Source organism: Ruegeria sediminis (assembly GCF_005938215.1).
GTDB lineage: Bacteria > Pseudomonadota > Alphaproteobacteria > Rhodobacterales > Rhodobacteraceae > Ruegeria > Ruegeria sediminis.
The window spans coordinates 551898-577031 of record NZ_VCPD01000001.1 but is presented as its reverse complement, the minus strand read 5'-3'; the positions used below and the strand labels follow the sequence as shown (position 1 = coordinate 577031).

The following is a 25134-nucleotide window of genomic DNA, read 5'->3' as shown; positions in this document are numbered from 1 at the left end:
GCGCCCGGGTTCTCTAATCCCGTTCCGGGGCGTGACGGAACAGGATCCAGCTGTCGGATTGCGCGACCTCGGTCAGGGTGCCGGCAAGGTAGTCCCCGTAGATGTCCCGGAAGTAGTCCGCGACAAGGGAATAGGACTTCAGCGGCGCCATCACGTAGTCCACGCCTTCGAACATCTCCGGCCCGTCCGGCAATGTCTCCTCGCTGACGTTGCGGCCGAAATGATACCAGGAATAGCCATAGGGCTCGCGCGGGGCGTCCACGAGGACCGGCATGACGTTGGAATAGTCCAGCGTGAAGATCGTGGCGTCCTTCACCCCCGCCGACTGCAAAAGCCGGACGCCGTCTTCGAACGCAGGCAGGTTGTCTCGCTGGTTCAGCCAGGTGATCTTCGTTTCGCCGCGCAGATACGCCTTCGCGTCGACCGGGCCTGACCGCGTCGACGTTTCCGAGGGTTCCTGCTTGTTGCGGTCGTAAACGTGGATCCCCCTGAATCCCGGCAGATCGAGCGTCGTGAACGACCCGGCAGGCGCCGGTTGCATGTGCCGTAGGGTCACGCGGGCCCAATCGGCCGCGTAGGGCAGCAGCATCGCGAAACACGCGGCGATGATGACCGAATTGCCGATGCGGATGGCGTCGCTTGCCGTGCCCTGCGGCGCGGCAAGCAGGGCGAAGGCGGCCGGCAGCGACACGATGAAGGTGTACTGGAAATTCTGGTCGATGATCGCCAGCCCCGAGGCCCCGACATAGCCCGCGACCAGAAGATCCTGCCACCTGAGATTTCCCTTCAGCACCGCCGCGTAGGCAGCGAGGACCAGCAGGATCAGGCTGTTGCGACTGATCATCGCGACGCTCAGGTAGGACCCGCGCACCGCCTCGTCGACTTCGAGCGCCTGGGCGAGATCGGCGAGGTAGGAAAAGACCATGCCGCCGGTCGCAACGACGCAGATGCCCAGCATCAGGGCGGTCCCGGCAAATGCCACCACGGCGTCGCGGCGGCGGGTGTCCGGATAGGCCAGCAGCAGGATCAGATAGACCGATCCGACGGCGAAATAGGTGATCTTGGTCAGGAACAGCGCCGACAGAAGCAGGGCGGCCAGCGATCCGCGCAACCAACCCGGAGGATCATCCGGCGCTGGCGGCAAACCCAGAAGGAACAGGGCAAGGATCACCCCCCAGGACCATCGGTTGTAGTGCATCGCGTGCGACACTTCCTCGGGCACCCATCCCGGCACCAGGGGAACGACGATGATGCCGGCAATCGTCGCCAGCACGGCCAGCGCCATCGCGGGGGCTGCGCGCCGCCAGATCAGCACCGCCCCGATCGGCACCACGACCGCGGCCAGCAAGAGCGAGGCGAACTCGATCGCGCCCGCATAGCCTCCGGCAAGGACATGTCCGAGATAGGGCAGCCAATAGGCCAGGGCTCCGACGGGGGTCGAGAAATCCACATGCGGCGTCTTGCCATGCGCGACGCGGTGGATGCCGTCGAAGAACACGAAGCTGTCCTCGACGAACACGGCCGAATGGCTTACGGGGCGGCCGTAGACGAACGCCAGGAACCCGAGCAGCGCGGTCACGACCACGGCCAGGAACCAGGCGGACGCTGCGCGGCCGCCAAGCGCAAGGCGGCTGCCGAAATCCGGGATCCTCGGCGCGTCAGCCATCGTGCGCCTCGTTCGTCCGGGCCTGTTGACCGTCGCGCATCGCGCGCGCAAGCCGCCTGCCGATCTTGCGCCCTTCGCGGATGGCGTAGTTGGTGCCGCGGTCCTCGGGATAGATCTGGGCCATCGAGCAGATGTGGAACCCGGGCAACGGGCCGTCCTCGGCGGGGATCAGCGCCGTAAAGTTCCTTTCCACCACCGGCTGCGACCAGCGCGCGCGCCAGACGTTGCAGGCTTCGACCCAGGTCCGGTCGAATTCGGGGAACATGCGTTCAAGATGCGGGATCGAAAACTCGACCACCTCTTCATCGGTCATGTTGTAGAGAGCGTCTGTATGCGGAAGGTATTTCGACAGATAGACCACGTGCCGCCCGCCGTATTTGTCCGCCGGCCGGAAATTCGTGTGCTCGATCACGCCGACGAAGGGAAACCCCGGATCGTTGACGTTCAGCCAGTAGGTGGACGAAAGCGACCGGTTCAGCTGCAGCACCAGGCAGATGTTGGCCAGGTAGTCGATGCGCCGCAACTGCGCCAGGTAGTCGGGCGCGGCCCATCCTTCGATCATGCCGGCGACCAGCGGCAGCGCCGGCGTGGCGATCACCAGATCGCTGTCGATGCTGCCCCAGGACCCGGCGCAGGTCCAGCGGCTGCCGTTGCGGCGGACCTCATCGACGCCGCAGTTCAGCCTGACCTCGCCACCCATGCCGCGGATGGCCCCTGCGATCTCTTCGGCGAGCTTGGCGAAGCTCCCCTCCAGATAGGCCAGCCGCTCTTCGCCCTTGTTGCCCCGGCTGCCGCCGCGAAGCTTGAGCTTGTTCCAGAACCACACAGCCGAGATCTTCTCGGCATAGGGGCCGAACTTGCCCTTCAGCAGCGGCTCCCAGACCACCTCGTAGACCCTGTCGCCGCCCAGCCTGCGCAGCCATTCGGCGGCGGTGAGCTGTTCCAGCTCCATCCAGTTCTCGACGCGCCGGGCCCTGAGCGTCAGCAGGCCCAGGCGAATGCGGTCCGTGAAACGCAGCGCGGAGAACCGCAACAGGTCCATCGGCGTGGACAGGCGGAAGATCGTGTTCGCGTAGTAGAGGCCGGTATTGGTCGGGTTGGTGACCACGTTGTCCGAAAGGCCAAGCTCGGCGATCAGGTCCGACACTTCCAGATCGTTGGTGAACCAGTGGTGATAGAACCTGTCCAGCCGCTCTCCCTCGGTCTCGAAGGATGAGGCCAGCCCGCCGACGCTGTCCGCGGCCTCCAGGACGGTGACATGGAATCCCGCCTTGCCCAGTTCATAGGCCGCCGACAAGCCCGCGAAACCGGCGCCGATCACGGTCGCCGTTTTTCGGCTGCGCGGTGCGGCGGTCTCGTCCGGGCCGAACGTGGCGCCATTTTCAAGTTTCATGATCTAATCCCAAAAACAGTCCAATAAACGAAACAGATGCCACCGATGAGCGTGGCGGTAACCCACAGGATCAGATGCACCAGCACCGCGAAGGCGGCAGCGGCGGCAGGCGCGTTGCCCACCAGCTTGGTCGCTTCGATCACGAAATAGTGGAACGTTCCCAGATAGCCGGGAGATGAGGGCAGCAGCGTCGACAGGGTGCCCACCGGCATGGCCAGCCATGCGGCCTGCGGCTCGGTGATCGCCGGCACCGCCAGCGCCGCGCAGTAGAACACGATCGCCTCCGCCGACCAGGCGAGAACGGACATCGCGATCAGCGCAAGCGTCCGTCCGCTGCGCGTCACCTTTTGCAACGTCCGGAACAGGTTCTCCATCGCGCGCGTCAGGCGCTCGCCCGCGTTGCCGGCCAAGGCAGCGATCCGGAGGACGAAGAACATGACCACCGGCTGAAAGACCTGCGGAAACCCAAAGACCAGCGCGACCATCACCGCCAGGGCGAACAGACCCGCCGAACCGACGCCGAGCAGGGCCGCGGCGCTGTCCGCCGACAGTCCCAGATAGGCCAGGGCCAGCGCCAGGAACAGCAGCAGGGACAACAGGTCGAGCAGCCGCTCCGAAACCAGCGTCGCCAGCACGCCGGAAGACGGCACCGAAAGCCACCTGGAAAAGGCGAAGGCGCGCATCACGTCGCCGGCGCGCAGCGGCAGGACATTGTTGGCCGCTATCGAAATCATGAAGGGGACGCCGGCGCGATGGAACGGCAGGGCCGGGTTGTCGATCCTCAGCATCAGCTGCCAGCGGACGATGCGGCATGTGTAGCCCAGGATGAAGAACCCGACGCCCGCCGCAACCATGTCCGCCCGCACCGTGGCCAGCGCCGACAGCAGGTCGCCGGCCGGAATCGACCGCAGGATCAGCCAGATGAAGGCGCAGGACAGCACCAGGCCGAACGCGACCTGAAACCCTTTTCTTTTGCCCATCAGCCCGCACCCGATTCAGCGGGCGTCTTTGCCGCGTCCTGTTCCGCCGCGGCGTCCGGAAACCCGATGCGCTCGCGCACGATGTAGAGGGGGCGCTTCTTGGTTTCCTCGTAGACGCGGCCGATATATTCGCCGATGACCCCCAGCGAGATCAGTTGCACGCCGCCGATGAACAGCACGGCGATCATCAGCGCCGTCCAGCCTTCGACCCAGATTGACGTGAATATCCGCATCGCCAGGGCGTAGAAGATGCCGACGATCGCCAGCCCCGAGGCCAAGAGCCCCAGGTTGGTCGCAAGCCGAAGCGGTTTGGACGAAAACGAAACGATGCCGTCCGACGCGAACTGGATCATCTTGCGCAGCGGGTATTTCGAGACGCCGGCCCGACGCTCCTCGCGTTCATAGGGCAGCGCGTATTGCCGAAACCCGGCCCAGGCGACCATGCCCCGCACAAAGCGGTGTTTCTCGGGCATCGTCTTCAGCACCTCGACCACCGGGCGGCTCATCAGCCGGAAATCGCCCGTGTCGAGCGGTATCGGGACGTCGGACAGCCGGTTCAGAAGCCGGTAGAAGATCCGGGCAGACCCCCGTTTGAAATGGGTCTCGCCGGGCCGGCTTTCGCGGACGCCGTAGACGACATCGAAACCCTCCCGCCATTTCTCCAGCATCCGCAGCACGACCTCCGGCGGGTCCTGCAGATCGGCGTCGATCAGCACGGCACAGTCGCCCGTGGCCGCGTCGATGCCCGCCGACACAGCGATCTGGTGCCCGAAATTCCGCGAGAACGTAAGCACCCGGACACGGTCGTCCTTGTCGGCAAGGCGCCGCAGAAAGCCAAGGGTGCCGTCCGAACTGCCGTCGTCCACGAAGATGAACTCGAACTCGTAGCCCTTGGCGCGGTCGGCCAGCCCCAGCAACCGCTCGCTGGCCGCCGGCAGCACCTCTTCCTCGTTGAAGCAGGGCACCACGATGGACACGCTCGCTCCGACGCCGGCTGTGCCATTGGTTCGCATGGGCAATTCCCGTTTTCGCAATAGGCCGTGTGGTTCCGAAATCTGACTGAAACTCCAATCGTTGTGGCGCCGTGGCCAATAGGCATTTCAAAAAAGACTAAACCGAAGCCGATTGCCCGGCCAAAGAAAATTGTAGGTTCCACGGCCCGCTACGTCGAGTTGCGGCCACATTCCCGGCCCTGCCGTTGCAAAAATCACGCTACGGAAACAACCCGGCCAAAGCCCGCGCCTGGGGGCGTTCGTTGTCGGAAGATGTTGGGATGGTGCTGCCGGAGAGATTTGAACTCTCGACCTCTCCCTTACCAAGGGAGTGCTCTACCCCTGAGCTACGGCAGCGCGGTGTGCGGGTGATTAGACTCAAACGAAACGGGGCGCAAGGGCATCTGGACGGTTTTTTTCGCCTCCTGTAGAGAAAGACCATGTCAGACAAAAACCCATCCAAAAAACACGGCAAACCCGGCGATGCGCGCGAGGACCGTCTGAAGGCGGCGCTCAAGGCCAATCTCGCGCGGCGCAAGGCGCAGGCGAAGGCGAAAGCGCGCGCCACGGCGGGCGGCAAGGCCGGTCAGGACGAAGGCTAGGAGCAGATGGATTCGATTCTTGTAACAGGCAACGGGCCGCTCAATGGCCGGATTCCGATCGCGGGCGCCAAGAATGCCTGCCTCACGCTGATGCCGGCCACGCTGCTGAGCGAAGAACCGCTGACGCTGACCAACGCGCCGCGCCTGAGCGACATCAAGACGATGACTCTGTTGCTGCAGTCACTGGGGGCCGAGGTGTCCGCCCTGCAGGACGGGCAGGTTCTGGCCATGTCGAGCCACGACCTGACCAGCCACACCGCGGAATACGAGATCGTGCGCAAGATGCGCGCCTCGAACCTGGTGCTGGGTCCGATGCTGGCGCGACTGGGGCAGGCGGTCGTGTCGCTGCCCGGCGGCTGCGCCATCGGCGCGCGGCCGATGGACCTGCATGTCGAGGCGCTCGAGGCGCTGGGCGCGAAGATCGAACTGAAGGACGGCTACCTGCACGCCTCGGCGCCGCGGGGCCTCAAGGGCGCGGTGCACGAGATGCGCTTTGCCTCGGTGGGCGCCACCGAGAACATGGTGATGGCCGCGACGCTGGCCAAGGGAACGACGGTTCTGAAGAACGCCGCGCGCGAGCCCGAGATCGTCGACCTGGTGCAATGCCTGCGCAAGATGGGCGCGCAGATCGCGGGCGAGGGGACATCGACCATCGAGATCCAGGGCGTCGACAGGCTGCACGGTGCGACGCACCAGGTGGTGACGGACCGGATCGAACTGGGCACCTACATGCTGGCCCCCGCCATCTGCGGCGGCGAGGTCGAGCTGCTGGGCGGCCGCATGAACCTGGTCGGCGCCTTCTCGGAAAAGCTGGATGCCGCCGGCATCGATGTCGTAGAGACCGAGCAGGGCATCAAGGTCTCCCGCAAGAACGGGCGGGTGCGCGCGGTCGATGTGGTCACCGAGCCGTTCCCGGGGTTCCCCACGGATCTGCAGGCGCAGATGATGGCGCTGATGTGCACGGCGGAAGGCACTTCGGTGCTCGAGGAACGGATCTTCGAGAACCGTTTCATGCACGCCCCCGAACTGACGCGCATGGGCGCGCACATCGACGTGCATGGCGGCGTCGCCACGGTGACCGGGGTCGAGCGGCTGAAGGGCGCGCCGGTCATGGCCACGGATCTTCGGGCCTCGGTGTCGCTGATCCTGGCCGGATTGGCGGCCGAGGGTGAAACCGTGGTCAGCCGGGTCTATCATCTGGACCGCGGATATGAGCATGTGGTGCGCAAGCTGGAAGGCGTGGGCGCAAAGATCGAACGGATCAAGGGCTGATGGCGGACGCAACCTTTGAAGACGGGCGCGAGGCCCCGTTGAATCTCGGGGCCGAGGATGCCGAGGACCTGCAGGTGATCTCGACCCTGACGCAGGATGCGGTGTTTCCCGTGACCGAGATGTCGTGGCGCCCGTCCGAGCGCCGCTTCGCCCTGCTGCTCAACCGGTTCCGGTGGGAGGATCGCGATGCCGCCGAACGGCGGGGCCGGCCCTTCGAGAGGGTGCAGTCCCTTCTGGTCTTCGACAATGTCTTGGCGGTGGCAAGCCAGGGCGTGGACCGCAGGGACGAGGACATGATCCTGTCGCTGCTGTCGGTCGATTTCGAGGCGGCGGAGGACGGGGCGGGGCAGATCTTGCTGACGCTCGCCGGCGATGGCGCGATCCGGCTGTCGGTCGAGGCGCTCGAAAGCAGGCTCAAGGACGTCACCCGGCCCTATCGGGCGCCGTCCGGGCATGTGCCGGACCACGGCTGAGGCCGCAGCGACCGTCGCCTGCGCCTGATTTCTTTGTTTCCGCCGAACGAAGGCGACCGGATCATCCTCCGGCGCGCGACCGGCTTGGGGATCCGGGCGCTGACGCGGCGATCCGGCATTTCGGCTAACCGCTTGAGGCTGCCTCGCCGCAACGCTATGCAGCGGCAAAGGAGATCGCCGATGCCCCAGTTTCTCGACGCCAGCGCCCCGGACTTTGAAGAGCGTTTCACAGCCCTGCTGTCGGCCAAGCGCGAGGACAGCCCGGACGTGGATGCGACCGTCGCCCGGATCATCGACGACGTGCGCAACCGCGGCGACGCCGCGGTGATCGAACTGACCTCGAAATTCGACCGGCTGGAGCTGACGCCCGAAACACTGGCCTTCACCGCCGCCGAGGTGGACGCCGCGATCGAAGGCGTGCCCGGCGAGGAACGGCAGGCGCTGGAACTGGCCGCGGACCGCATCCGCGCCTATCACGAACGCCAGATGCCGCAGGACCAGGAATGGACCGACGAGACCGGCGCGACTCTGGGCTGGCGCTGGTCGGCGGTGTCGGCGGCGGGGCTCTACGTGCCGGGCGGGCTGGCCTCATACCCGTCCTCGGTGCTGATGAACGCCATTCCCGCCAAGGTCGCAGGGGTCGGACGGCTGGCCGTCGCGGTGCCGACGCCGGACGGGCAGGTCAACCCGCTGGTGCTGCTGGCCGCGCGGATTTCCGGCGTGGACGAGATCTACCGCATCGGCGGCGCGCAGGCGATCGCCGCGCTGGCCTACGGCACCCGGACCATCGCGCCGGTGGACAAGATCACCGGCCCCGGCAACGCCTTCGTCGCGGCGGCCAAGCGGCGGGTTTTCGGCAAGGTCGGCATCGACATGATCGCGGGGCCGTCCGAAATCCTGGTGATCGCGGACAAGGACAACGACCCGGACTGGATCGCGCTCGACCTGCTCAGCCAGGCCGAGCACGATGAAAGCGCGCAATCCATCCTGATCACCGACGACGCCGGTTTCGGCCGCGCGGTGGCGCAGGCGGTGGACAAGCGGCTCGAAACGCTCGAGCGGCGCGCGATCGCCGGGGCCAGCTGGCGCGACTTCGGCGCCGTCATCACCGTCCGCGACCTGGACGAGGCGGCGGCCTTGTCGAACCGCATCGCGCCCGAACACCTCGAACTGTGCGTCGCGGACCCGGTGGGGCTTGGCGCGAAGACCATCCATGCCGGAGCGATCTTCATGGGCCAGTACACGCCCGAGGCGATCGGCGACTATGTCGGCGGCCCGAACCACGTCCTGCCGACCGCCCGCTCGGCCCGGTTCTCGTCCGGCCTGTCGGTGATGGACTTCCTCAAACGCACCACCCTCAGCCGCATGACCCCCGAGGCGCTGCGCGCCATCGGACCGGCCGCGGAATGCCTGGCAAAGTCGGAAAGCCTCGAGGCGCACGGGCTTTCGGTCCGGGCCCGCCTCGACCGGTTGAACGGCTGACGTCGGGTTGCCGGACCGGCGGCAAGATGTGCGCGGAAGCCCGCATTGCCCATCCAGTGCCGTTGTTGTAGGTCTGACCCGGTCCCGACCCAGAGTTCCGAAAATCATGAGCCGAATTACCCACATAGAGCTGGACGACCGCAACCTGCCGCCGCCGACGCCGGAGATCGAGCAGGAACGCAAGGTCGCCATCTACGATCTGCTCGAGGAAAACTCGTTCAAGCTGCCGCCGCGCGATGACCGGGCGGTGCCCGATGGGCCGTATCACGTGCAGCTGTCGATCCGCGACAAGCGACTGGTCTTCGATGTCGAGACCGAGGATCACCAGAAGGCGGCCGAGTTCCACCTGTCGCTCGGTCCGTTCCGCCAGGTCGTCAAGGACTATTTCCAGATCTGCGAAAGCTACTTCAAGGCGGTCAAGACCATGCCGCCCAGCCAGATCGAAACCATCGACATGGCGCGGCGCGGCATTCACAACGAAGGCAGCCGGGTCCTGCAGGAACGGCTCGAAGGCAAGGCCGAGATCGACACCGACACCGCCCGCCGCCTGTTCACGCTGATCTGCGTGCTGCATTTCGGGGGCTGAGAGTGCAGCAGCTTCCGAACTCGGTCCTGTTCTGCTGCGACCACAATTCGGTCCGTTCCCCGATGGCCGAAGGCATCATGAAGAAGTTCTACGGCAAGGGCACCTACGTCCAGTCCGCGGGCGTTCGCGACGACATGGAGATCGACGGCTTCTGCATCGCGGTCTGCCACGAGATCGGCGTCGAACTCTCGCGCCACCGGTCGCGCTCCTTCGACGAGATGGAGCAGTGGGGTGACGACCTCAGCTCCTTCGACCTGATCATCGCCCTGTCCCCCGCCAGCCAGCGCAAGGCGCTGGAGCTCACCCGGTTTTTTCACCTCGATGTCGATTATTGGCCAATAATGGACCCTACTGGGCTCGGCGAGACGCGCGCCGAGAAGCTACACCACTATCGACAAACCCGAGATCAGATCGTCCAGCACCTCAAGGACCGCTGGGGAGAGCCTTTGGAGACACCATGAACGAGACCGTCAAACGCTATTTCGACGCCTTCAACGCCGGCGATGTCGATGGGATGCTGGCCTGCCTGTCCGACGATGTGGCGCATCACGTGAACGAAGGGAAGATTCGCACCGGCAAGGAAAAATTCGCCGAGTTCTGCGCCCACATGAACCGCTGCTACAAGGAAAATCTCACCGACATGGTGATCTTCGAGGCCGAGGGCGGCCGCCGCGCCGCGGCCGAGTTCACCGTGAACGGCACCTATCTTGCCACCGACGAAGGGCTTCCCGCGGCGCATGGTCAGACCTACCGCCTGCCGGCCGGGTCGTTCTTCAACCTCGAGGACGGCAAGATCACCCGCGTCACCACCTTCTACAACCTCGCGGACTGGGTGAAGCAGGTCTCGAATGGCTAGTGTCACGGACGTCCGCGCCCTGACCGGGCCGGCCCTCGAGGCCGCACTGGACGACGTGGCGCGTCTGCGCATCGAGGTGTTCCACGCCTGGCCGTATCTCTATGACGGCGACCTGGCCTACGAGCGCGAATACCTGCAGTCCTATCGCGACAGCGAAGGCGCGATCGTCGTCGGCGCGTTCGACGGCGACAGGCTTGTCGGCGCCGCGACCGGGATGCCGCTGGCCGATCATGCCGACGATTTCGGCGCGGCCTTCGAGGGCACCGGGCTGGACCTGAACCAGATCTTCTATTGCGCGGAATCGGTCCTGAAACCGGGCTATCGCGGGCAGGGGATCGGGCACCGGTTCTTCGATCTGCGCGAGGATCACGCGCGGGGCCTGGGCTTTGCCAAGGTCGCCTTCTGCGGCGTTCAACGCCCGGCCGATCATCCCATGCGCCCCGAAGGCTACAGACCGCTCGACCCCTTCTGGCGCGCACGCGGCTACACGCCCCTGTCGGGGGCGGTGGCGCAGTTCGCGTGGAAGGACCTGGGCGAAGACGGAGAAACGCAGAAGCCGCTGCAGTTCTGGATCCGGGACTTGTGAGTCCGAATTGGTCCGCTGGGCGGGACGGAGCGGAAATTCGGCACATGGTGCGCGGCGAAGTTTAGCTCGAAGGTTCTTTCTTTAATGTCTGGCTGGTCTTGGCCAACCTCAAAAGATCATTTCGATTATTCTCGCGCGATCACGGGGATGTTCCGAATTACTTTTGGAATTCCAGCTATCTGCAAACTCGCTCCTGACGAACCCAATGTCTCGCAACTGGGCAGTGTTAAGTTCGCGCAGTGCTTCATTCAGCTTCCGGTGTTCGATCCGCTCGGCACGGCGGGCTTGGAAGCTTCGCCACAAGTTACTTGCGCGGAACAGGCATCTACGGGTCAGTGCGGGCGAATTTGGGAAGCCGGTCATCAGCCTTCGTCCTCCGGTTCGTTTCCGAGAAAGCATGGCGCACGGGAACCGCCTCAGGCCAGTTCAGTACAATTCGAACCGTGATACATTTCCTGAACTGGATCGGAACTCGACGCAGGATGTACGCTGAAGGCGAGAGAGGACTGCGACTATGCCCACCAAATCCTATGGACTAATTTGCCCCGTTTCGAAGGCCTGCGAGATTCTGACGCCTCGTTGGACAATCCCAATTCTTACCGAAATGGTGTATGGCGGCTACACCAAGTTCAGCGATATCAAGCGCGTGCTTGGCAACATCTCTCCAGCCATTCTGTCTAAGCGACTGTCCGAGATGGAGCGGATTGGTCTGATCGAGAGGGTCGAAGACAAAGCCAAGGGAACCGTCGACTACCTGCCCACCGACAAAGCCAAAGCACTAAATCCGATCTTGGATGCTCTCGCCGAGTGGGCCCAGCGGCATATCGAGGCGGAATTGGCTGTATGCAGCTATGACCTTTCACTTCTCATGTGGCGTTTGCGCGGCGCCGTCATCGTCGACGAACTTCCCCAACGGCGGGTCGTGGTACGCATGAACTTCACAGACGAAGAGGGGCCATTCCCGGTTTACTGGCTTGTCTATGAACCTCGTAGCAGGATCGTAGAAGCCTGCGTTGACGTGCCCGCCTTTGACGTAGATCTGTACATTGAGACGACCAAGTTGTCATTTGGCGCTGTTCTCTATGGCCGATCCAGTTTTTCGCGCGAGGTCTCTGAAGGGCGCATGTTCTTTTCGGGCGATAAGGTGTTGGAACGAACGATCGACCTATGGATGCCAAAGTCGATCCTGGCCTCTGTTGATGGCACACTGCAATTGGCGGCGGCGGAGTAACGATCATATTTCGATTGTCCGCTTCGGGCTCAAATTAGACATACCCTGCCAATATCCCGCCCGCTCGACGCCTTCCGGCACGCGCAGCGACGCGCCCCTGCCGGGGGCGGTGGCGCAGTTCGCGTGGAAGGACGTGGGCGACGACGAACAAACGCAAAAGCCGCTGCTGTTCTGGATCCGGACCCGCGGGATGCTCGCCCGGAATTACCTCGGCAAGGCGCCGTTTGCCGGTCTTTTTTCCCGGCGCTGGATCGACTCACCCGGAAAGTGGATACTGGTCGCGTTTCACCGGGAGGAATTGTCATGAAAAGATACGTCATCGAACGCGATTTGCCGGGCGTCGGGGCCATGTCCCAAGAGGAACTCGGCGGGGCGTCGGCCAAATCGAACGACGCGCTGGATAAGATCCCGGGCGTGCAGTGGCAGCACTCCTACGTCGCCGGCGACAAGACATTTTGCATCTATCTGGCCGAGAACGAGGACGCGATACACAAGCACGCCGAACTCAGCGGTTTTCCGGCTACCAGGATCACCGAAATCAAGACCGTGATCGACCCGACCACCGCGGGTTGATCGGCACTGTACAGAGCATGGCCGCCGCGACTAATGTCGCGGGCAAATTGCATATGGGAACGCCGCCATGAAGATCGCCACCGCCGCCTATCCTCTCGACTGGCTCGACAGCTGGGCGCAGTACGAGGACAAGCTGGCCAACTGGGTGTCCGAAGCCGCCGGGCAGGGGGCCGAGCTGCTGGTCTTTCCCGAGTACGGCGCGATGGAGCTTTCGACCCTGGACGGCGCCGGGGTGGCGGGTGACCTCGAACGGTCGATTCACGCGGTTTCCGACCGCATGGAGGATGTTACAAAACTGCACATGCGGCTCGCGAAAGAGTACAATTTGTACATTCTGGGCGCTTCGGCGCCCGTCGACGCCGGATTCCGGCGGCCGGTGAACCGGGCCGAACTCTTCACCCCCGACGGAACCCACGACCATCAGGACAAGCAGATCATGACCCGGTTCGAACGCGAGCAATGGGACATCGCACCGGGCGGCCCGCTGAAACTGTTCGACACCGCACTGGGCAGGATCGGCGTCCTGATCTGTTATGACAGCGAGTTTCCCCTGCTCGGCCGGGCACTGTGCGACGCGGATCTGATCCTGGTGCCGTCCTGCACCGAGGCGCTGTCGGGATACTGGCGCGTCCGCATCGGGGCGATGTCAAGAGCGCTGGAAAATCAATGTGTTACGGTGATGGCGTCGCTGGTCGGCAGCAACGACTGGTCCGAGGCGGTGGACATGAACACCGGCATGGGCGGCGTGTTCGGCCCGCCCGACGTGGGCTTTCCCGAAACCGGCGTTCTGGCCGAAGGCGCATTGAACCGGCCTGGCTGGACCTATGCCGAGATCGACCTCGAGGCGATCGCGCATGTCCGCGCCGACGGCAGAGTGCTGAACCGCAAGCACTGGTCCGAGCAGGAACCCCGCGTCCAATCGGTCACAAACTGTTGCCTGAAGGCATTTGAGCCCTTGAAATAAGGGGGAGATGCGCTCATTTAGACACACGTCCCGCAGATTCTGCGGGCTAAACGCAATTATGGAGACAACATGGCCAAGGAAGATACGCTCGAATTTCCCGGTGTCGTGAAGGAACTCCTGCCGAATGCGACGTTTCGGGTCGAGCTGGAAAACGGCCATGAGATCATCGCACATACGGCAGGCAAGATGCGCAAGAACCGCATCCGTGTTCTGGCTGGCGACCGCGTTCAGGTCGAGATGACCCCCTATGATCTGACCAAGGGTCGGATCAACTACCGCTTCAAATAACGCCAGCCTAATGGCGTTCATCCTGGGATCGGGCAGTCCGCGACGGCTGGACCTGTTGGCTCAGCTTGGCGTGCGGCCCGACGCCGTGCTTCCTCCCGACATCGACGAGACGCCGCGAAACGGCGAGCAGCCGCGCCCGTATTGCGCCCGGATCGCCCGTGAAAAAGTGCTGGCGGTTCGGGCGGATGCGGAGGACATCGTGCTTTGCGCCGACACCACCGTCGCCGTCGGTCGCCGCATCATGGGCAAGCCCGCCGATGCGGGCGAGGCGGCCGAGTTCCTTTTTGCGCTGTCGGGGCGCAGGCACCGGGTCATCACCGCCGTCGCGGTGCGCCGGGGCGATAAGGTCTGGGAGCGCGACGTGGTGAGCCAGGTCAAGGTCAAGCGCCTGGCGGATCAAGAGATCAACGCCTATCTGGCGACCGGAGATTGGCAGGGCAAGGCTGGTGCCTATGCGATCCAGGGACCCGCCGGGGCCTTCATCCCGTGGATCAGCGGGTCATTCACCGGTATCGTGGGCCTGCCGCTGTCGGAAACCGCCGCGCTGCTGCAAGCGGCCGGCTACCCGCTGTACGGGAGGGCATGATGAAAGGCCGCACCATCATCCTGGACCACATCCAGAACCGCGAAGCTGCCGCCCTGATGGTGGACGGCAAGCTCGACGATTTCCTGATCGCAGGCGATGCGCCCCCGCCCGGAACGATATACCGGGCCCGCGCGGATCGTCCCGTGAAAGGACAGGGCGGCATGTTCCTGTCCACGCCGGACGGCCCGGCCTTTCTGAGGCAGGTCAAGGGCCTTGCGCCCGGCGCGCAACTGCTGGTGCAGGTCGGCGGCTACGCCGAGCCGGGCAAGGCGATCCCGGTGACAAGCCGCCTGCTGTTCAAGAGCCGCTATGCCATCGTCACGCCCGACGCGCCGGGCCTCAATGTTTCGCGCAGCATCCGCGACGAGGGCGTGCGCGACCGGCTGCTGGAGATCGCGCATGACGCGATGGACGGCTCGGCCTTTGGCCTGATCCTGCGGTCCTGCTGCGCCGACGCGTCGGCGGACGAAATCGCCGAGGACATCGCGGCCATGTCCGCCCTGGCGGCGCAGATCCTGGACGACCCCGGCTCCGAGCCCGAGACGCTGGTCGAAGGGGATGGCCCGCATGCGCTGGCCTGGCGCGACTGGACCGACCCGGCAGAGATCGTGACGGAGACTGGCGGCTTTGCCACTCATGGCGTGCTGGATGCGCTGGAGACGGCGCGTGGGATCGCGGAGCCTCTGCCCGGCGGCGGGCATCTTTATGTGCAGCCGACCCGCGCGCTGGTCGCGGTGGACGTGAATACCGGCGCCGACACCTCGCTGGCGGCCGGGCAAAAGGCGAATTTCGCCTGCGCCAAGGCCCTGCCGCGGGCGCTGCGTGTACGCGGATTGGGGGGGCAGATCACGCTGGACCTGGCGCCGATGGCCAAGAAAGACCGGCGCGGGTTCGAATCCGCCCTGCGCGCAGCTTTCAGGGCGGACAGTGAAGAGACCACGCTGGCCGGATGGACGCCGCTCGGCCATTTCGAACTGCAGCGCAAACGCGGCCGCGTGCCGCTGGCGGAGGTGCTGAAATGAGCTGTCCGATCTGCGGCGAGAAAACGGAGCGCAAATACCGCCCCTTCTGCTCGAAACGCTGCGCGGACCTGGACCTGGCCAAGTGGCTGAACGGGTCCTACGCAGTGCCCTCGGCAGAGCAGGACGACGCGGAAGCACGCGAAATTCCGGACGAAGAAAACCCCGCGCGCCCGCATTGAAAAAATCTCAAATATCCTCTGGACACCGCCTGTAGCAAGTCATAGAAGGCCTCCACCCAACGGCACTCGCCGTTCCCGTGCCCGGGTAGCTCAGGGGTAGAGCAGTGGATTGAAAATCCTCGTGTCGGTGGTTCGATTCCGCCCCCGGGCACCACTACAACCTCCACGATAGTCCGATAACGTCCGATGTGTCTGTTATTATTGATGTTTCGTCTTTTGATTGTCCAGCGTGTTCCGGTTTTGTCCACCTCCAGCCGAAAAATCTGGGGGTGGAAGTGGGGGTTGCAATTTGCTATCAAACGACATGCCTCTGACCGATATAGCATTGAAAAACCTACAACCTTCTGAGCGCCCCTACAAACGTTCAGACCAAAATGGCCTGTACATTTTGGTAAAACCGAACGGATCCAAGCACTGGCACCTGAAGTACCGCTTCAATAGCAAAGAAAAACTGATGTCATACGGTCCTTACCCTCTGATTTCATTGAAGGAAGCCAGGGACAAACGCGACAGGGACCGCAAGCTGCTACTTGAAGGTATTGACCCTTCAACGGTGAAAAAGGAACGGAAACGCGCGGCGGAAGTGGAGGCTCGCGGTCGTTTCGACGTTCTTGCGGCTGAACTGCTGGAGAAAAATCGCCTTGAGGGACGCGCCGAACAAACGGTCAAGAAGAAGGCGTGGCTGCTTGGTATGGCCAACAAGGATCTCGAAGGGCGCCCGATCATGGAGATCACGTCGAGCGAAGTTCTTGCTGTTCTGAAGAGGCAGGAAAAAACCGGCAACCTGGAAACCGCTAGCAGATTGAGAACGACGATCGGAGAAGTCTTCAGGTACGCCATTGCTAGCGGCATCACCACCAACGACCCGACAATTCCGTTGAAAGGCGCGCTTGTACGCAAGCGTGTCAAGTCTCGCTCAGCAATCACGGACAAGGACCGACTCGGAGAACTCATGGCTGCCATCGATAGCTATGGCGGATACAGGGTGGTCGCACTCGGCTTAAAACTTCTGGCCATTCTCCATGTTCGTCCCGGAGAACTGAGGCTAGCCGGTTGGAATGAGTTCGACTTGGACGCAGCTAAATGGAGCATCCCGTCGGAGAGGATGAAGATGCGCACTGAACATGTCGCACCGCTCCCACGCCAAGCCATCTTAGTTCTGGAAGAACTCAAGACGTACTCGCATCCGGATGCTCTCGTCCTCCCGTCTCAAAGCCTGAAGATCAAACCTTTGAGCGAGAACACCTTCAACCAGGCGCTTCGCAAGATGGGCTTCGGCAACGAGGAAATGACGGCACACGGGTTTCGAGCAACGTTCTCCACGCTTGCAAACGAAAGTGGTCATTGGAATCCCGATGCGATCGAACGAGCCTTGGCCCATGTCGAAGGAAATGAAGTCCGGCGCGCGTACGCAAGAGGGGCATATTGGGATGAGCGTGTGAAGATGTCCCAGTGGTGGGCTGACGAATTGGACGAATTGCAACGGGTTGCAATGGAGAAGGCACTTGAGCAAAAGAGACAGTGAGAGCTACGAAATCAGGACTGAACTGTGGGCGCGAGCCGCCCATTGGAACGTGGACCAGATGTGTTGGTTAGCGTTGGGGTGCGATCCCCAAAAGGTCAGGCGTTCCAAAGCGACACCTGAACTTAGTGATGAACAAAGCAACTTGGTACTGGAAATCCAAGACGTGCTCGATACCCGCTATGACGGGACAGCCAAATCCAGGTCGATAAGCCCGAAAGATGCGAGAGACTTGCTGTCGGATGCCGGAATTCAGCTACCGAAGCCCCTGAGCGAGGCGATCGATCGTGCGACGGTATCTGGGTCAACTGACGAACGCACCAAGAGTGCGACGACCAAGGAACTGAACACCTTAAGAAAGATCCTTTTGGTCTTGGCCGTGGAAAAATTTGACCATGGCCCCAGCAACGGCGCGGGCGGCCGAATTTCGGAAGCCGCGCTAACACGAGCAAACTGAAGCAGTTTTTCGCCAAGGGCGAGAAGGGGGCTGGATGCTGATCGGTATCCTAGTTTGATTCTAACTTAGATTTCGGTGCAGCTCCGGCGCCGCTTCTGTTAGAACGCCCAGCAACCGGGCTCTGACCAGATTGATTACCGCCCGACCGTGTAGCTGGCGCTGGATGGTCTTGAGGCGGTTTTTCTATTCCTTGACCTGGCCGTTAGAACGAAGTTCCTGCAGGTCTTCGGCGATCAACGCGGCTCCACGGCTCTGCTGGACCGACAGGAATTGGCAAGGCCCTATGCCGCAGACCTCGGCCTAGATTTGGCAAGTCATTTTTGCTAAAATTTGACCGGGTTTGACACCCCAGACTATACCCCTGTTCGATTCCGGATTCGTATGTTTGGGTTCCGGTGGTTTGAATCGGGGTATGGGCTAACTTTGGTAATCGTGTAAATAATTGAAATATAACAAATAAAAATTCTTGTTCGGATCCGCCCCCGGCACCATCCATCACCAAGAACTCCTAACCGCCTCATGGCTCCTGTCCATGGCCGGCGCACGCACGCGGGTCAACGCTTGGAGACCGAAAAAAACGAAGCCGCTGAGTCGCTTGAAGGCCGGACCGGAAACGGGGCGAGTTCCGCTTGCTGCAAAGTCGGCATCGGCATCCGTATCCGGCCAAGCGCAAAGTCGAATACTGGGCAAAGTTCGCCACGCCTCCCTTCGCTGATATTGATTGGCAGCTATTCCGCGGCATTTCAGGTCTAGAGAATGCCTGCGCGCTTCCTGGCCGACCCTACCGCTTTCCTTTGACAGTGCCGTCACATCCATTGACTAATGTCGGCCGTAGTTCCCGGAGCCTTGGAGACCCGCCCATGAAACACCTCGTTCTCGCCATGTCCGTTTTTCCCGCCGCCCTTTCCGCCGAACAGACCCGGTCCGTCGACGCGCATGTGCACGGAGCCGGCACGGTCGGGATCGCGTTTTCCGGTTCGGACTTCTCGCTGTCGCTGGAGGCGCCCGGCGCCGATATCGTGGGTTTCGAACATGCGGCGGTGACGGCCGAGGATCGCGACCTGGTGCAGGCGGCGATTTCGGACCTCGCCAAGCCGCTGACCTTGTTCGTTGTGTCCGACGAGGCCGGCTGCACCGTCAAATCTGCCAACGTTTCTGTGGCCATGTCGCAGATCGGCGAGCACGAAACCGAAGGCGACCATTCCGGCGAGGCCACTGAAGAACACGATCACTCCGAGCACGCGGAAGATCACGCTGCGGTTCACAGCGAATTCCACGCCGAGTACGTGATGACCTGTCAAAACATCGATGCGATCGACGGCATCCGCTTCGACTATTTCGAAAGGTTCCCGAATGCACAGGAACTGGACGTTCAGGTCGTGTCGCCCAAAGGCGCGCGGGCTTATGAGATCGGGCGATCCGATGTGGAACTCGACCTGAGGGAAATGTTCTGACCATGCATCATGGCGCGGCCCCGGCCCAGCCCGACACCTGTGCGGTTGACGTCAACGACATTCGGTTTTCCTGGCCGAACAGCGCGTTCTCGATGACGGTCGCCGAATTCCGCGTGCCGCGCGCCGAAAGGCTGCTGCTGCTTGGCGAGAGCGGCGGCGGGAAATCGACGCTTCTCAGCCTGATTTGCGGCGTTGTCGCTCCGGATCAGGGGTCGATCCGTGTCGCCGGGCAGGAGTTGACCCAGCTGAGTGCCGCGCGGCGCGACCGTCTGCGCGCGAACAAGATCGGCGTGATCTTCCAGATGTTCAACCTGTTGCCCTATGCCAGCGCGATCGAGAACATTCTTGTTCCGCTCCGCTTTTCGCCTGAACGCCGGGCGCGCTGCGCCTCGCCGCGGGACGAGGCGCTGGAACTTGCCGCCGCTTTGGGATTGCCGCGGAACCTCGTCACGGACGAGCCGGCGTCGAACCTGTCCGTCGGTCAGCAACAGCGGGTCGCGGTGGCGCGCGCCATGATCGGCCGGCCCGAGATCATCGTGGCGGACGAGCCGACCTCGGCACTGGACAAGAAGGCTCAGGCCGAGTTCATCGACCTTCTGTTCGATCAGGTCGCGCAGGCGGAAAGCACCCTGATCATGGTCAGTCATGACGAGCGGTTGGCGGATCGGTTCGATCGCTCGGTCCAGCTTTCCGATCTCGCCGTCACGAGCGGCGTGGCAGCGGCATGACATTGTTCAGGCTGGCATTTCTGTCGCTCAAGAGCCGGGGGATGACCGTCGGCCTGACGATCCTTGCCATCGCCCTGTCGGTGGTTCTGTTCCTCGGCGTGGAAAAGCTGCGAACCGGCGCAAGAGCCAGTTTCACAGACACGATCTCGGACACCGACCTCATCATGGGGGCGCGGTCCGGCAGCGTGCAACTGTTGCTCTATTCCGTATTCCGGATCGGCAACGCGACCAACAACGTGACCTGGGAAAGCTTTCAGGACATAGCGTCCAGGCCCGAGGTGTCATGGGCGGTCCCGATCTCTCTGGGCGACAGCCACCGGCAGTTCCGCGTCATGGGCACGACGCCAGCGTATTTCGAGCGCTACCGGTACCGCGGCGGCCGGCCGCTGGCCTTCCAACAGGGGCGGGTGATGGCCGACCTGTTCGATGCCGTCGTCGGTGCGGATGTCGCGGAACAGCTTGGCTACGTGGTCGAAGATCCGATCATCGTGGCTCATGGCCTGGCCTCTTTCAGCGAGCACGAGGACACGCCGTTCCGCATTTCGGGCATTCTGGAGAAAACCGGAACGCCCGTCGATCGTACGGTGATCGTCAGCCTCGAAGCGATCGAAGCCATCCACGTCGACTGGCAAAGCGGTGCGCAAAAACCCGGCGCGCCGACTCCGGTCGACCGGCTCAGGGAGATGAATCTGCGGCCCAAGGCGATCACGGCCGCGATGCTGGGGGTCGAGTCGCCCCTGCAGATCTTCACTGTTCAGCGCGCCATCAACGAGTACCCCGAGGAGCCCCTGCTTGCCGTTCTGCCGGGCGTCGCGTTGCAGGAGCTGTGGGGCATCGTCGGCATTGCCGAAACCGCGCTGGTCGGCGTGTCTGCGATGGTTGTGGTCACGGCCTTGATGGGCATGTCGGCCATGATCCTGTCGGGCCTCAATGCGCGCCGGCGCGAGATGGCGATCCTGCGCGCGATGGGGGCAGGGCCCTGGGCGGTGGTGGCGCTGTTGATGATCGAGGCGATACTGATGGGGGCGGTCGGCGCGGCGACGGGTGTCGTGCTGCTCTATCTCGGCTTGGCGGCCATCCAGCCTTGGCTGGACTACACCTATGGTCTTTTTATCCCGATCACCGCTTTGTCGGCCCGAGAGGGTCTGCTGCTGGTCGCGGTCCTGGCTGCATCGGCATTGGTCAGCCTGCTGCCCGCCGTCCGGGCCTACCGGATGTCCCTGGCGGATGGCATGATGATCAAAATGTGATTTCTCTCGGTTCCCAAAAAAGGCAGAATGCGCGCATGACACGCTTGTCCGCAGTGCTGATCGGATTTCTGATGGGCGCCGCCTCGGCGGCAGGCGCCTGCGGGTTCCACAACTATGTGCCGCAACCGACGATGGTCGATCGGCTGATCGAAAGCGAGCATGTGGTTCTGGTCCGGCAGGATCCGGCAAACCCCTTTCGCTACAAGGTGGTTGAAGACCTGTCCGGCATGGACGCCGACGCGGACATACCGAACCTCGTCGATTCCATCACCCGGCGCCGGTTGGCCCGGTCCCAGGACGATGTCGTGCTGTTCGCCCGCGAAGGCGCATACGGGCCGTGGCTTCGCGTCGCCTACATCGATTCGGCCATGCAGCCGGTGCTTCGTTCGGTGCTGGACCAACTGCCCGAATGGAGACTCGGCGAGGATGCCGGCAGGTTCCGGACTTTTGCGGAACTGCTGAATCATCCCGACCCGGTTGTGGGGAAACTGGCCCTTCGGGAACTTGATCGGGCGGATTACGGATTTCTCGTCTCGCACAAATTGCAGGTCGACACCGGGCGGATCCTGTCCAGAATCGACGACCGGGCCGAGATGGACCTTCGGGCCATACGGGTCCTCCTGCTGGGCATAGCCGGCGGCGACGCGGCGCGCGATTATCTGATCCGGGGAATGCACCGTTCGGCGCAACTGGAAAGCACTTTGCTGGGCGCCTTCGCCACGGCGATGATCGAGATGGACGGCCCCGAAAGCGTGCGGACCATCGCCGAAACCTATCTCTCCGGTCCGGCCTATTCAGCCGCGACACAGGAAATGATCGTCGAAGCGTTGGCCCTGCACAGCCAGTACGGCGACGAGACCATGCAGAGCGCGGTGGCCGAGGCCATGGACCATGCGCTCCAAGCTGCGCCTCATCTGGCGCCGGCAGTCGCCCGGCAGTTCGGCGCCCGAGGTGTCTGGTCGCAGAGCGACACGCTGTCCTCGCTGGTCCGGAACGGCTCCGTTCGTTCGATGGCGGATGTGTTGACCGTCAGCCAATATATCGCATTGGCCGAAGGCGTTTCCGCCAGATCAGGTATGGGAGACGACGTATCGCCGGAAAGCGGAGTTTTTGAATGACCATGTCACGCCGCGCTTTTCTGCGCCAAACCATCCTTTCGGGCTGTGTTCTGACTGCGGCGGGGTTGCCGCTGAAAGCCGAGGAAGCGCCGATCGAATTGAGATGGTCCGACCTCGCCCCGGATGCGGGTGGAGAGGCGATGGAAGCCCTCCGCAGACAGGGCGTGATTCAGCACGGCCAGTTGAGCACCCCGTTCGACCAGGAAACCAACGCACAGGTCACTACCGAGTACAACGGCAAACGCGTGCGCATCCCCGGCTACCTGGTTCCGCTGGAGTACAAGGAACAAGGTGTCACCTCGGCCTTGCTGGTGCCTTATGTCGGCGCCTGCATCCACGTGCCCCCGCCGCCGCCCAACCAGCTGATTTTCGTGACGACCGAAAAACCATACGAAAGCAGGTCTCTGTTCGAGCCCGTCCACGTGACCGGGATGTTCGGCACCGCCGCAACCAACACCCAACTCGCCGAGGTTGGCTATGCACTGTCCGCCGACGAGATCGTGCCGTATTCGTGACAGTCTGATTTCGGACCTGTGAAAGCTGGGCTCGAAACGGAAAGAGCCACTGCTCCTTGTCGCCGGCCAACTTGGCGACACATGAAAAAGACTGCCCCCACCACGGCGCACTATGATCACCTCTGGATGGCTGCTGCGAGTTCCGCGAACCAGGCGCACTCCCGCCGTTCGCCTCGTCTATCCGAGCGAGTTCCGTTTGCGTCGCGTCCACCTTGACAACCGCGTTGCCAAGCGGAATGTCCAGCCGTCTGCCGACAAGGCGTAAAGTGACTGCGTCCAGGCGGACCTCAGAGGAGCGAATGGAAAGGTCTTCGATGGCCGTGACGGACAGGCAAATGTGCTCGGCGGCAAGGTGTCCGAGCGCCTTCCAAACCTCCGGGTTCCTCCGACCGAGCGTCTCGACGGCATCGCCCGTCAGAAATCTGTAAAGGACCGGGCTGCGTGCGGTCAGCGTCGTGAGGCGGTCCATGCCGGAACTGATCACTGTCTGGCGGGACCCGGACTTCGAGCCATCCCTGAATACGCACTACTGCGCCCGCGAAATCGAATTTCCGACGCCGCGCTGGACCGAATACGACGCGGCTTAGTACAAGGAGGGAGAGGTCGCCCCGGTGATTCCGATGACGGTGACAGAACATTCTTACATCTCGCCGATCTGGTACACGCCAGGCGGGTAGATCATTGTGGATTGCGGAATCCGAATTGTGCCCGGTCATTGTCCCGTCGGAAGTGGGCAATGCAATTAAAGTCGATTTCGGGATATGAGCCGGTCAATCGACTGATACCCTCAGACGTCCATTCGTCGGCAAACAGCCAAGGGTGTGGCCCGCAGCGTTTCAGTAGTCAGGGCGGGGCGTGTGAATTCGACGCGCGTGCGGAGTGCGGGCGGAACTCCGAGTCGAGACTAACTACACAACTTTGGGGAGCCGCCCGTTCTCATGTCGCGCCCATAGACCATCTGTCCCACGCCAGCCCAAAAGGCGGCCGCCTCGCACATCGGGCAAGGCCGAGATGTTGAATACATGACCGATCCGCTCAAGTCTCTGCTGTTGAGCCGGCGCGCGGTATCTCTTATTGCCTCCATTTCCGCGTGGGCGGTCGGATCGTTGTCCAAGACGACCCTGCTCCAGGATTGGCCGATAATGACACTGTCACGAACGATAACTGCTCCGTAAGCCTGATCTCCAAATTCAATCGCAGTCTGACGCATCTCGAACGCCCGGCTAATAAATGCCTCTTCGCCTGGATCAACGGGTTGCCGGATCGGATTGTCATTTTCTGGAGGCGTTTCGCCAAGGACGGGTCCACCATGGCAAACGCTCAGCGCGGCAAGACCCGTAGCGGCAAAAATTCGACGCCGGGTAAAATAGGGAGCAGCTCGAAGAGGCGGTCTCATTTGTCTTTTCCTTTTCATTCTGTTCGTCGTTTGGTTTTTTTCGTCGCGGTCGGCGCAGCTTAACCGAGGTCAGAAACTCTAAGCGTTGTTATCGATGTCAATCACGTCCGCCCTCTACGAAGGTTTTGCTGAGACGCGATCGCGGATCCAAAAATGCAAGTCCCCTGGTCATTCTGGCCTCTTCGGGCACATGAGGGTCTACCGTTTTCGCCTGAGTCTATATGCGTTTACGACGTTGACAGCTGACCCGTTCGCAGCTCAGTCCTTTCTTTTCAGGCGTTCCACCATCTCGGCGTATCCGCGCGCTTTAGCATGCTGAACGGGAGTGACGCCGTCACGGTCCGCCAACTTGCGGTCAGCCCCGGCTGACAGCAGCGCGTCGAGCACGGCTTGGTGATCCGGACCGCCGTCGCCCAGCACCACGGCTTCCATGACGGCCGTCCAGTGCAGATTGTTGATGTGATCGAGGGGCGCACCTGCCGCGATTAGCCGCCGCACGACCTCGACATGGCCCAGATGGGCCGCGGCGATCAGTGCGGTGCCGTCATAGGGGCTGGTCGTCAAGCCGGGATCGTTGCCCAGTTCGATGGCAAGCGACATCAGCTCGGGATCGTCTGCGACAGCGGCAATCGTCACGACGTCATAGGCTTGATGCTCCAGCGCGTTTAAATCCGCACCAGCCTTGGCCAGAGCACGGAGCGCCTCGTCCTCGGAAGCGAAGGCGGCGACGTGTATCGGTGTTCGACCCCGGCGATCGCGCGCATTGACGTCGGCGCCATCCTTGACCAGCCGCTCGATCATTTCGACATTGCCCTCGTGCGCGGCACGAAAAAGTCCGTCATAGGCCGCGAGTTCGCTGGCAGACGGGGCGGTTTGCGCCAGAAGCGGGTCGGCAAGTCCGGTGAGAAGGGCAATCAGGGGAAGAAGGCGCATGGTTCGACCTTTCCTTGTGGTGTTCGTGGT

General features: G+C 62.8%; 30 protein-coding genes and 2 tRNA genes. 25 read left to right on the top strand and 7 right to left on the bottom strand.

All coding sequences use genetic code 11. The features are described from left to right. Nucleotides 1–13 precede the first annotated feature (13 nt). From FGK63_RS02990 to FGK63_RS02970, 5 genes are all read right to left on the bottom strand, one after another. Nucleotides 14–1666: a hypothetical protein gene (locus FGK63_RS02990; RefSeq protein ID WP_138840099.1), complete on the bottom strand. Its 1653-nt coding sequence runs from the start codon at nt 1664–1666 to the stop codon at nt 14–16. Further along, on the bottom strand, nt 1659–3059 hold the full coding sequence (locus FGK63_RS02985) for an NAD(P)/FAD-dependent oxidoreductase (RefSeq protein ID WP_138840098.1): 1401 nt from the start codon (nt 3057–3059) through the stop codon (nt 1659–1661). Before FGK63_RS02985 ends, FGK63_RS02990 begins: the two co-directional genes overlap by 8 nt. Continuing rightward, nucleotides 3056–4039 (bottom strand): lysylphosphatidylglycerol synthase transmembrane domain-containing protein, encoded by a 984-nt coding sequence (locus FGK63_RS02980; RefSeq protein WP_138840097.1) that lies wholly within the window; start codon nt 4037–4039, stop codon nt 3056–3058. The genes FGK63_RS02985 and FGK63_RS02980 overlap by 4 nt, the downstream gene beginning before the upstream one ends. After that, nucleotides 4039–5052, bottom strand: coding sequence for a glycosyltransferase family 2 protein (locus FGK63_RS02975; RefSeq protein ID WP_138840096.1), 1014 nt, complete (start codon nt 5050–5052; stop codon nt 4039–4041). The genes FGK63_RS02980 and FGK63_RS02975 overlap by 1 nt, the downstream gene beginning before the upstream one ends. A 261-nt stretch (nt 5053–5313) precedes the next feature. After that, nucleotides 5314–5388 (bottom strand) — tRNA-Thr (locus FGK63_RS02970). A gap of 83 nt (nt 5389–5471) precedes the next feature. Here FGK63_RS02970 and FGK63_RS20650 point away from each other — a divergent pair. From FGK63_RS20650 to FGK63_RS20910, 25 genes are all read left to right on the top strand, one after another. Continuing rightward, on the top strand, nt 5472–5633 hold the full coding sequence (locus FGK63_RS20650) for a hypothetical protein (protein ID WP_171052553.1): 162 nt from the start codon (nt 5472–5474) through the stop codon (nt 5631–5633). A gap of 6 nt (nt 5634–5639) precedes the next feature. Next, nucleotides 5640–6905: a UDP-N-acetylglucosamine 1-carboxyvinyltransferase gene (gene murA, locus FGK63_RS02965; RefSeq protein ID WP_138840095.1), complete on the top strand. Its 1266-nt coding sequence runs from the start codon at nt 5640–5642 to the stop codon at nt 6903–6905. Then, nucleotides 6905–7378, top strand: coding sequence for a DUF2948 family protein (locus FGK63_RS02960; protein ID WP_138840094.1), 474 nt, complete (start codon nt 6905–6907; stop codon nt 7376–7378). The genes murA and FGK63_RS02960 overlap by 1 nt, the downstream gene beginning before the upstream one ends. Nucleotides 7379–7558: 180 nt before the next feature. Continuing rightward, on the top strand, nt 7559–8860 hold the full coding sequence (hisD, locus tag FGK63_RS02955; RefSeq protein ID WP_138840093.1) for a histidinol dehydrogenase: 1302 nt from the start codon (nt 7559–7561) through the stop codon (nt 8858–8860). A gap of 106 nt (nt 8861–8966) precedes the next feature. Then, complete coding sequence (locus tag FGK63_RS02950; protein WP_138840092.1) at nt 8967–9446, top strand: UPF0262 family protein; 480 nt, start codon at nt 8967–8969, stop codon at nt 9444–9446. A 2-nt stretch (nt 9447–9448) separates the two neighbouring features. Then, on the top strand, nt 9449–9907 hold the full coding sequence (locus tag FGK63_RS02945; RefSeq protein WP_138840091.1) for an arsenate-mycothiol transferase ArsC: 459 nt from the start codon (nt 9449–9451) through the stop codon (nt 9905–9907). After that, nucleotides 9904–10302: a ketosteroid isomerase-related protein gene (locus FGK63_RS02940; protein ID WP_138840090.1), complete on the top strand. Its 399-nt coding sequence runs from the start codon at nt 9904–9906 to the stop codon at nt 10300–10302. The genes FGK63_RS02945 and FGK63_RS02940 overlap by 4 nt, the downstream gene beginning before the upstream one ends. Then, on the top strand, nt 10295–10888 hold the full coding sequence (locus tag FGK63_RS02935) for a GNAT family N-acetyltransferase (RefSeq protein WP_138840089.1): 594 nt from the start codon (nt 10295–10297) through the stop codon (nt 10886–10888). The genes FGK63_RS02940 and FGK63_RS02935 overlap by 8 nt, the downstream gene beginning before the upstream one ends. A gap of 514 nt (nt 10889–11402) precedes the next feature. Further along, nucleotides 11403–12119: a winged helix-turn-helix transcriptional regulator gene (locus tag FGK63_RS02930; protein ID WP_138840088.1), complete on the top strand. Its 717-nt coding sequence runs from the start codon at nt 11403–11405 to the stop codon at nt 12117–12119. 109 nt (nt 12120–12228) lie between these two features. Continuing rightward, nucleotides 12229–12426, top strand: coding sequence for a hypothetical protein (locus tag FGK63_RS20915; protein ID WP_218961099.1), 198 nt, complete (start codon nt 12229–12231; stop codon nt 12424–12426). After that, on the top strand, nt 12423–12692 hold the full coding sequence (locus FGK63_RS02920; RefSeq protein WP_138840087.1) for a DUF4242 domain-containing protein: 270 nt from the start codon (nt 12423–12425) through the stop codon (nt 12690–12692). Before FGK63_RS20915 ends, FGK63_RS02920 begins: the two co-directional genes overlap by 4 nt. A gap of 67 nt (nt 12693–12759) precedes the next feature. Beyond that, complete coding sequence (locus tag FGK63_RS02915; protein WP_138840086.1) at nt 12760–13656, top strand: carbon-nitrogen hydrolase family protein; 897 nt, start codon at nt 12760–12762, stop codon at nt 13654–13656. 69 nt (nt 13657–13725) lie between these two features. Further along, nucleotides 13726–13944 (top strand): translation initiation factor IF-1, encoded by a 219-nt coding sequence (infA, locus tag FGK63_RS02910; protein ID WP_005620785.1) that lies wholly within the window; start codon nt 13726–13728, stop codon nt 13942–13944. Between the two features lie 10 nt (nt 13945–13954). Beyond that, the gene (locus tag FGK63_RS02905; RefSeq protein WP_138840085.1) at nt 13955–14530 is read left to right on the top strand and encodes a Maf family protein; all 576 of its coding nucleotides are present in this window, start codon (nt 13955–13957) and stop codon (nt 14528–14530) included. Then, entirely contained in the window at nt 14530–15552 is a 1023-nt protein-coding gene (locus FGK63_RS02900; protein ID WP_138840084.1) for a ribonuclease E/G, read from the top strand. Before FGK63_RS02905 ends, FGK63_RS02900 begins: the two co-directional genes overlap by 1 nt. Next, the gene (locus FGK63_RS02895) at nt 15549–15731 is read left to right on the top strand and encodes a DNA gyrase inhibitor YacG (RefSeq protein WP_138840083.1); all 183 of its coding nucleotides are present in this window, start codon (nt 15549–15551) and stop codon (nt 15729–15731) included. Before FGK63_RS02900 ends, FGK63_RS02895 begins: the two co-directional genes overlap by 4 nt. A 79-nt stretch (nt 15732–15810) precedes the next feature. Beyond that, nucleotides 15811–15885 (top strand) — tRNA-Phe (locus FGK63_RS02890). Nucleotides 15886–16035: 150 nt separating this feature from the next. After that, nucleotides 16036–17256 (top strand): tyrosine-type recombinase/integrase, encoded by a 1221-nt coding sequence (locus tag FGK63_RS02885; RefSeq protein ID WP_138840082.1) that lies wholly within the window; start codon nt 16036–16038, stop codon nt 17254–17256. Beyond that, nucleotides 17237–17710, top strand: coding sequence for a hypothetical protein (locus tag FGK63_RS02880; protein ID WP_138840081.1), 474 nt, complete (start codon nt 17237–17239; stop codon nt 17708–17710). Before FGK63_RS02885 ends, FGK63_RS02880 begins: the two co-directional genes overlap by 20 nt. An 860-nt stretch (nt 17711–18570) precedes the next feature. After that, nucleotides 18571–19164, top strand: coding sequence for a DUF2796 domain-containing protein (locus FGK63_RS02875; protein ID WP_138840080.1), 594 nt, complete (start codon nt 18571–18573; stop codon nt 19162–19164). A gap of 2 nt (nt 19165–19166) precedes the next feature. Beyond that, entirely contained in the window at nt 19167–19892 is a 726-nt protein-coding gene (locus FGK63_RS02870) for an ATP-binding cassette domain-containing protein (protein WP_138840079.1), read from the top strand. Next, entirely contained in the window at nt 19889–21142 is a 1254-nt protein-coding gene (locus FGK63_RS02865; RefSeq protein WP_138840078.1) for an ABC transporter permease, read from the top strand. Before FGK63_RS02870 ends, FGK63_RS02865 begins: the two co-directional genes overlap by 4 nt. A gap of 35 nt (nt 21143–21177) precedes the next feature. After that, on the top strand, nt 21178–22260 hold the full coding sequence (locus FGK63_RS02860) for a hypothetical protein (RefSeq protein ID WP_138840077.1): 1083 nt from the start codon (nt 21178–21180) through the stop codon (nt 22258–22260). Continuing rightward, on the top strand, nt 22257–22775 hold the full coding sequence (locus FGK63_RS02855; RefSeq protein ID WP_246043923.1) for a DUF3299 domain-containing protein: 519 nt from the start codon (nt 22257–22259) through the stop codon (nt 22773–22775). Before FGK63_RS02860 ends, FGK63_RS02855 begins: the two co-directional genes overlap by 4 nt. Nucleotides 22776–23242: 467 nt before the next feature. Then, the gene (locus FGK63_RS20910; RefSeq protein ID WP_218961098.1) at nt 23243–23362 is read left to right on the top strand and encodes a DUF3604 domain-containing protein; all 120 of its coding nucleotides are present in this window, start codon (nt 23243–23245) and stop codon (nt 23360–23362) included. Between the two features lie 317 nt (nt 23363–23679). Here the strand turns inward: FGK63_RS20910 and FGK63_RS21180 are convergent, their stop codons facing one another. Continuing rightward, nucleotides 23680–24171, bottom strand: coding sequence for a nucleoside deaminase (locus tag FGK63_RS21180; RefSeq protein ID WP_138840076.1), 492 nt, complete (start codon nt 24169–24171; stop codon nt 23680–23682). 258 nt (nt 24172–24429) lie between these two features. After that, nucleotides 24430–25104 (bottom strand): ankyrin repeat domain-containing protein, encoded by a 675-nt coding sequence (locus tag FGK63_RS02840; protein WP_138840075.1) that lies wholly within the window; start codon nt 25102–25104, stop codon nt 24430–24432. Between the last annotated feature and the right edge of the window lie 30 nt (nt 25105–25134).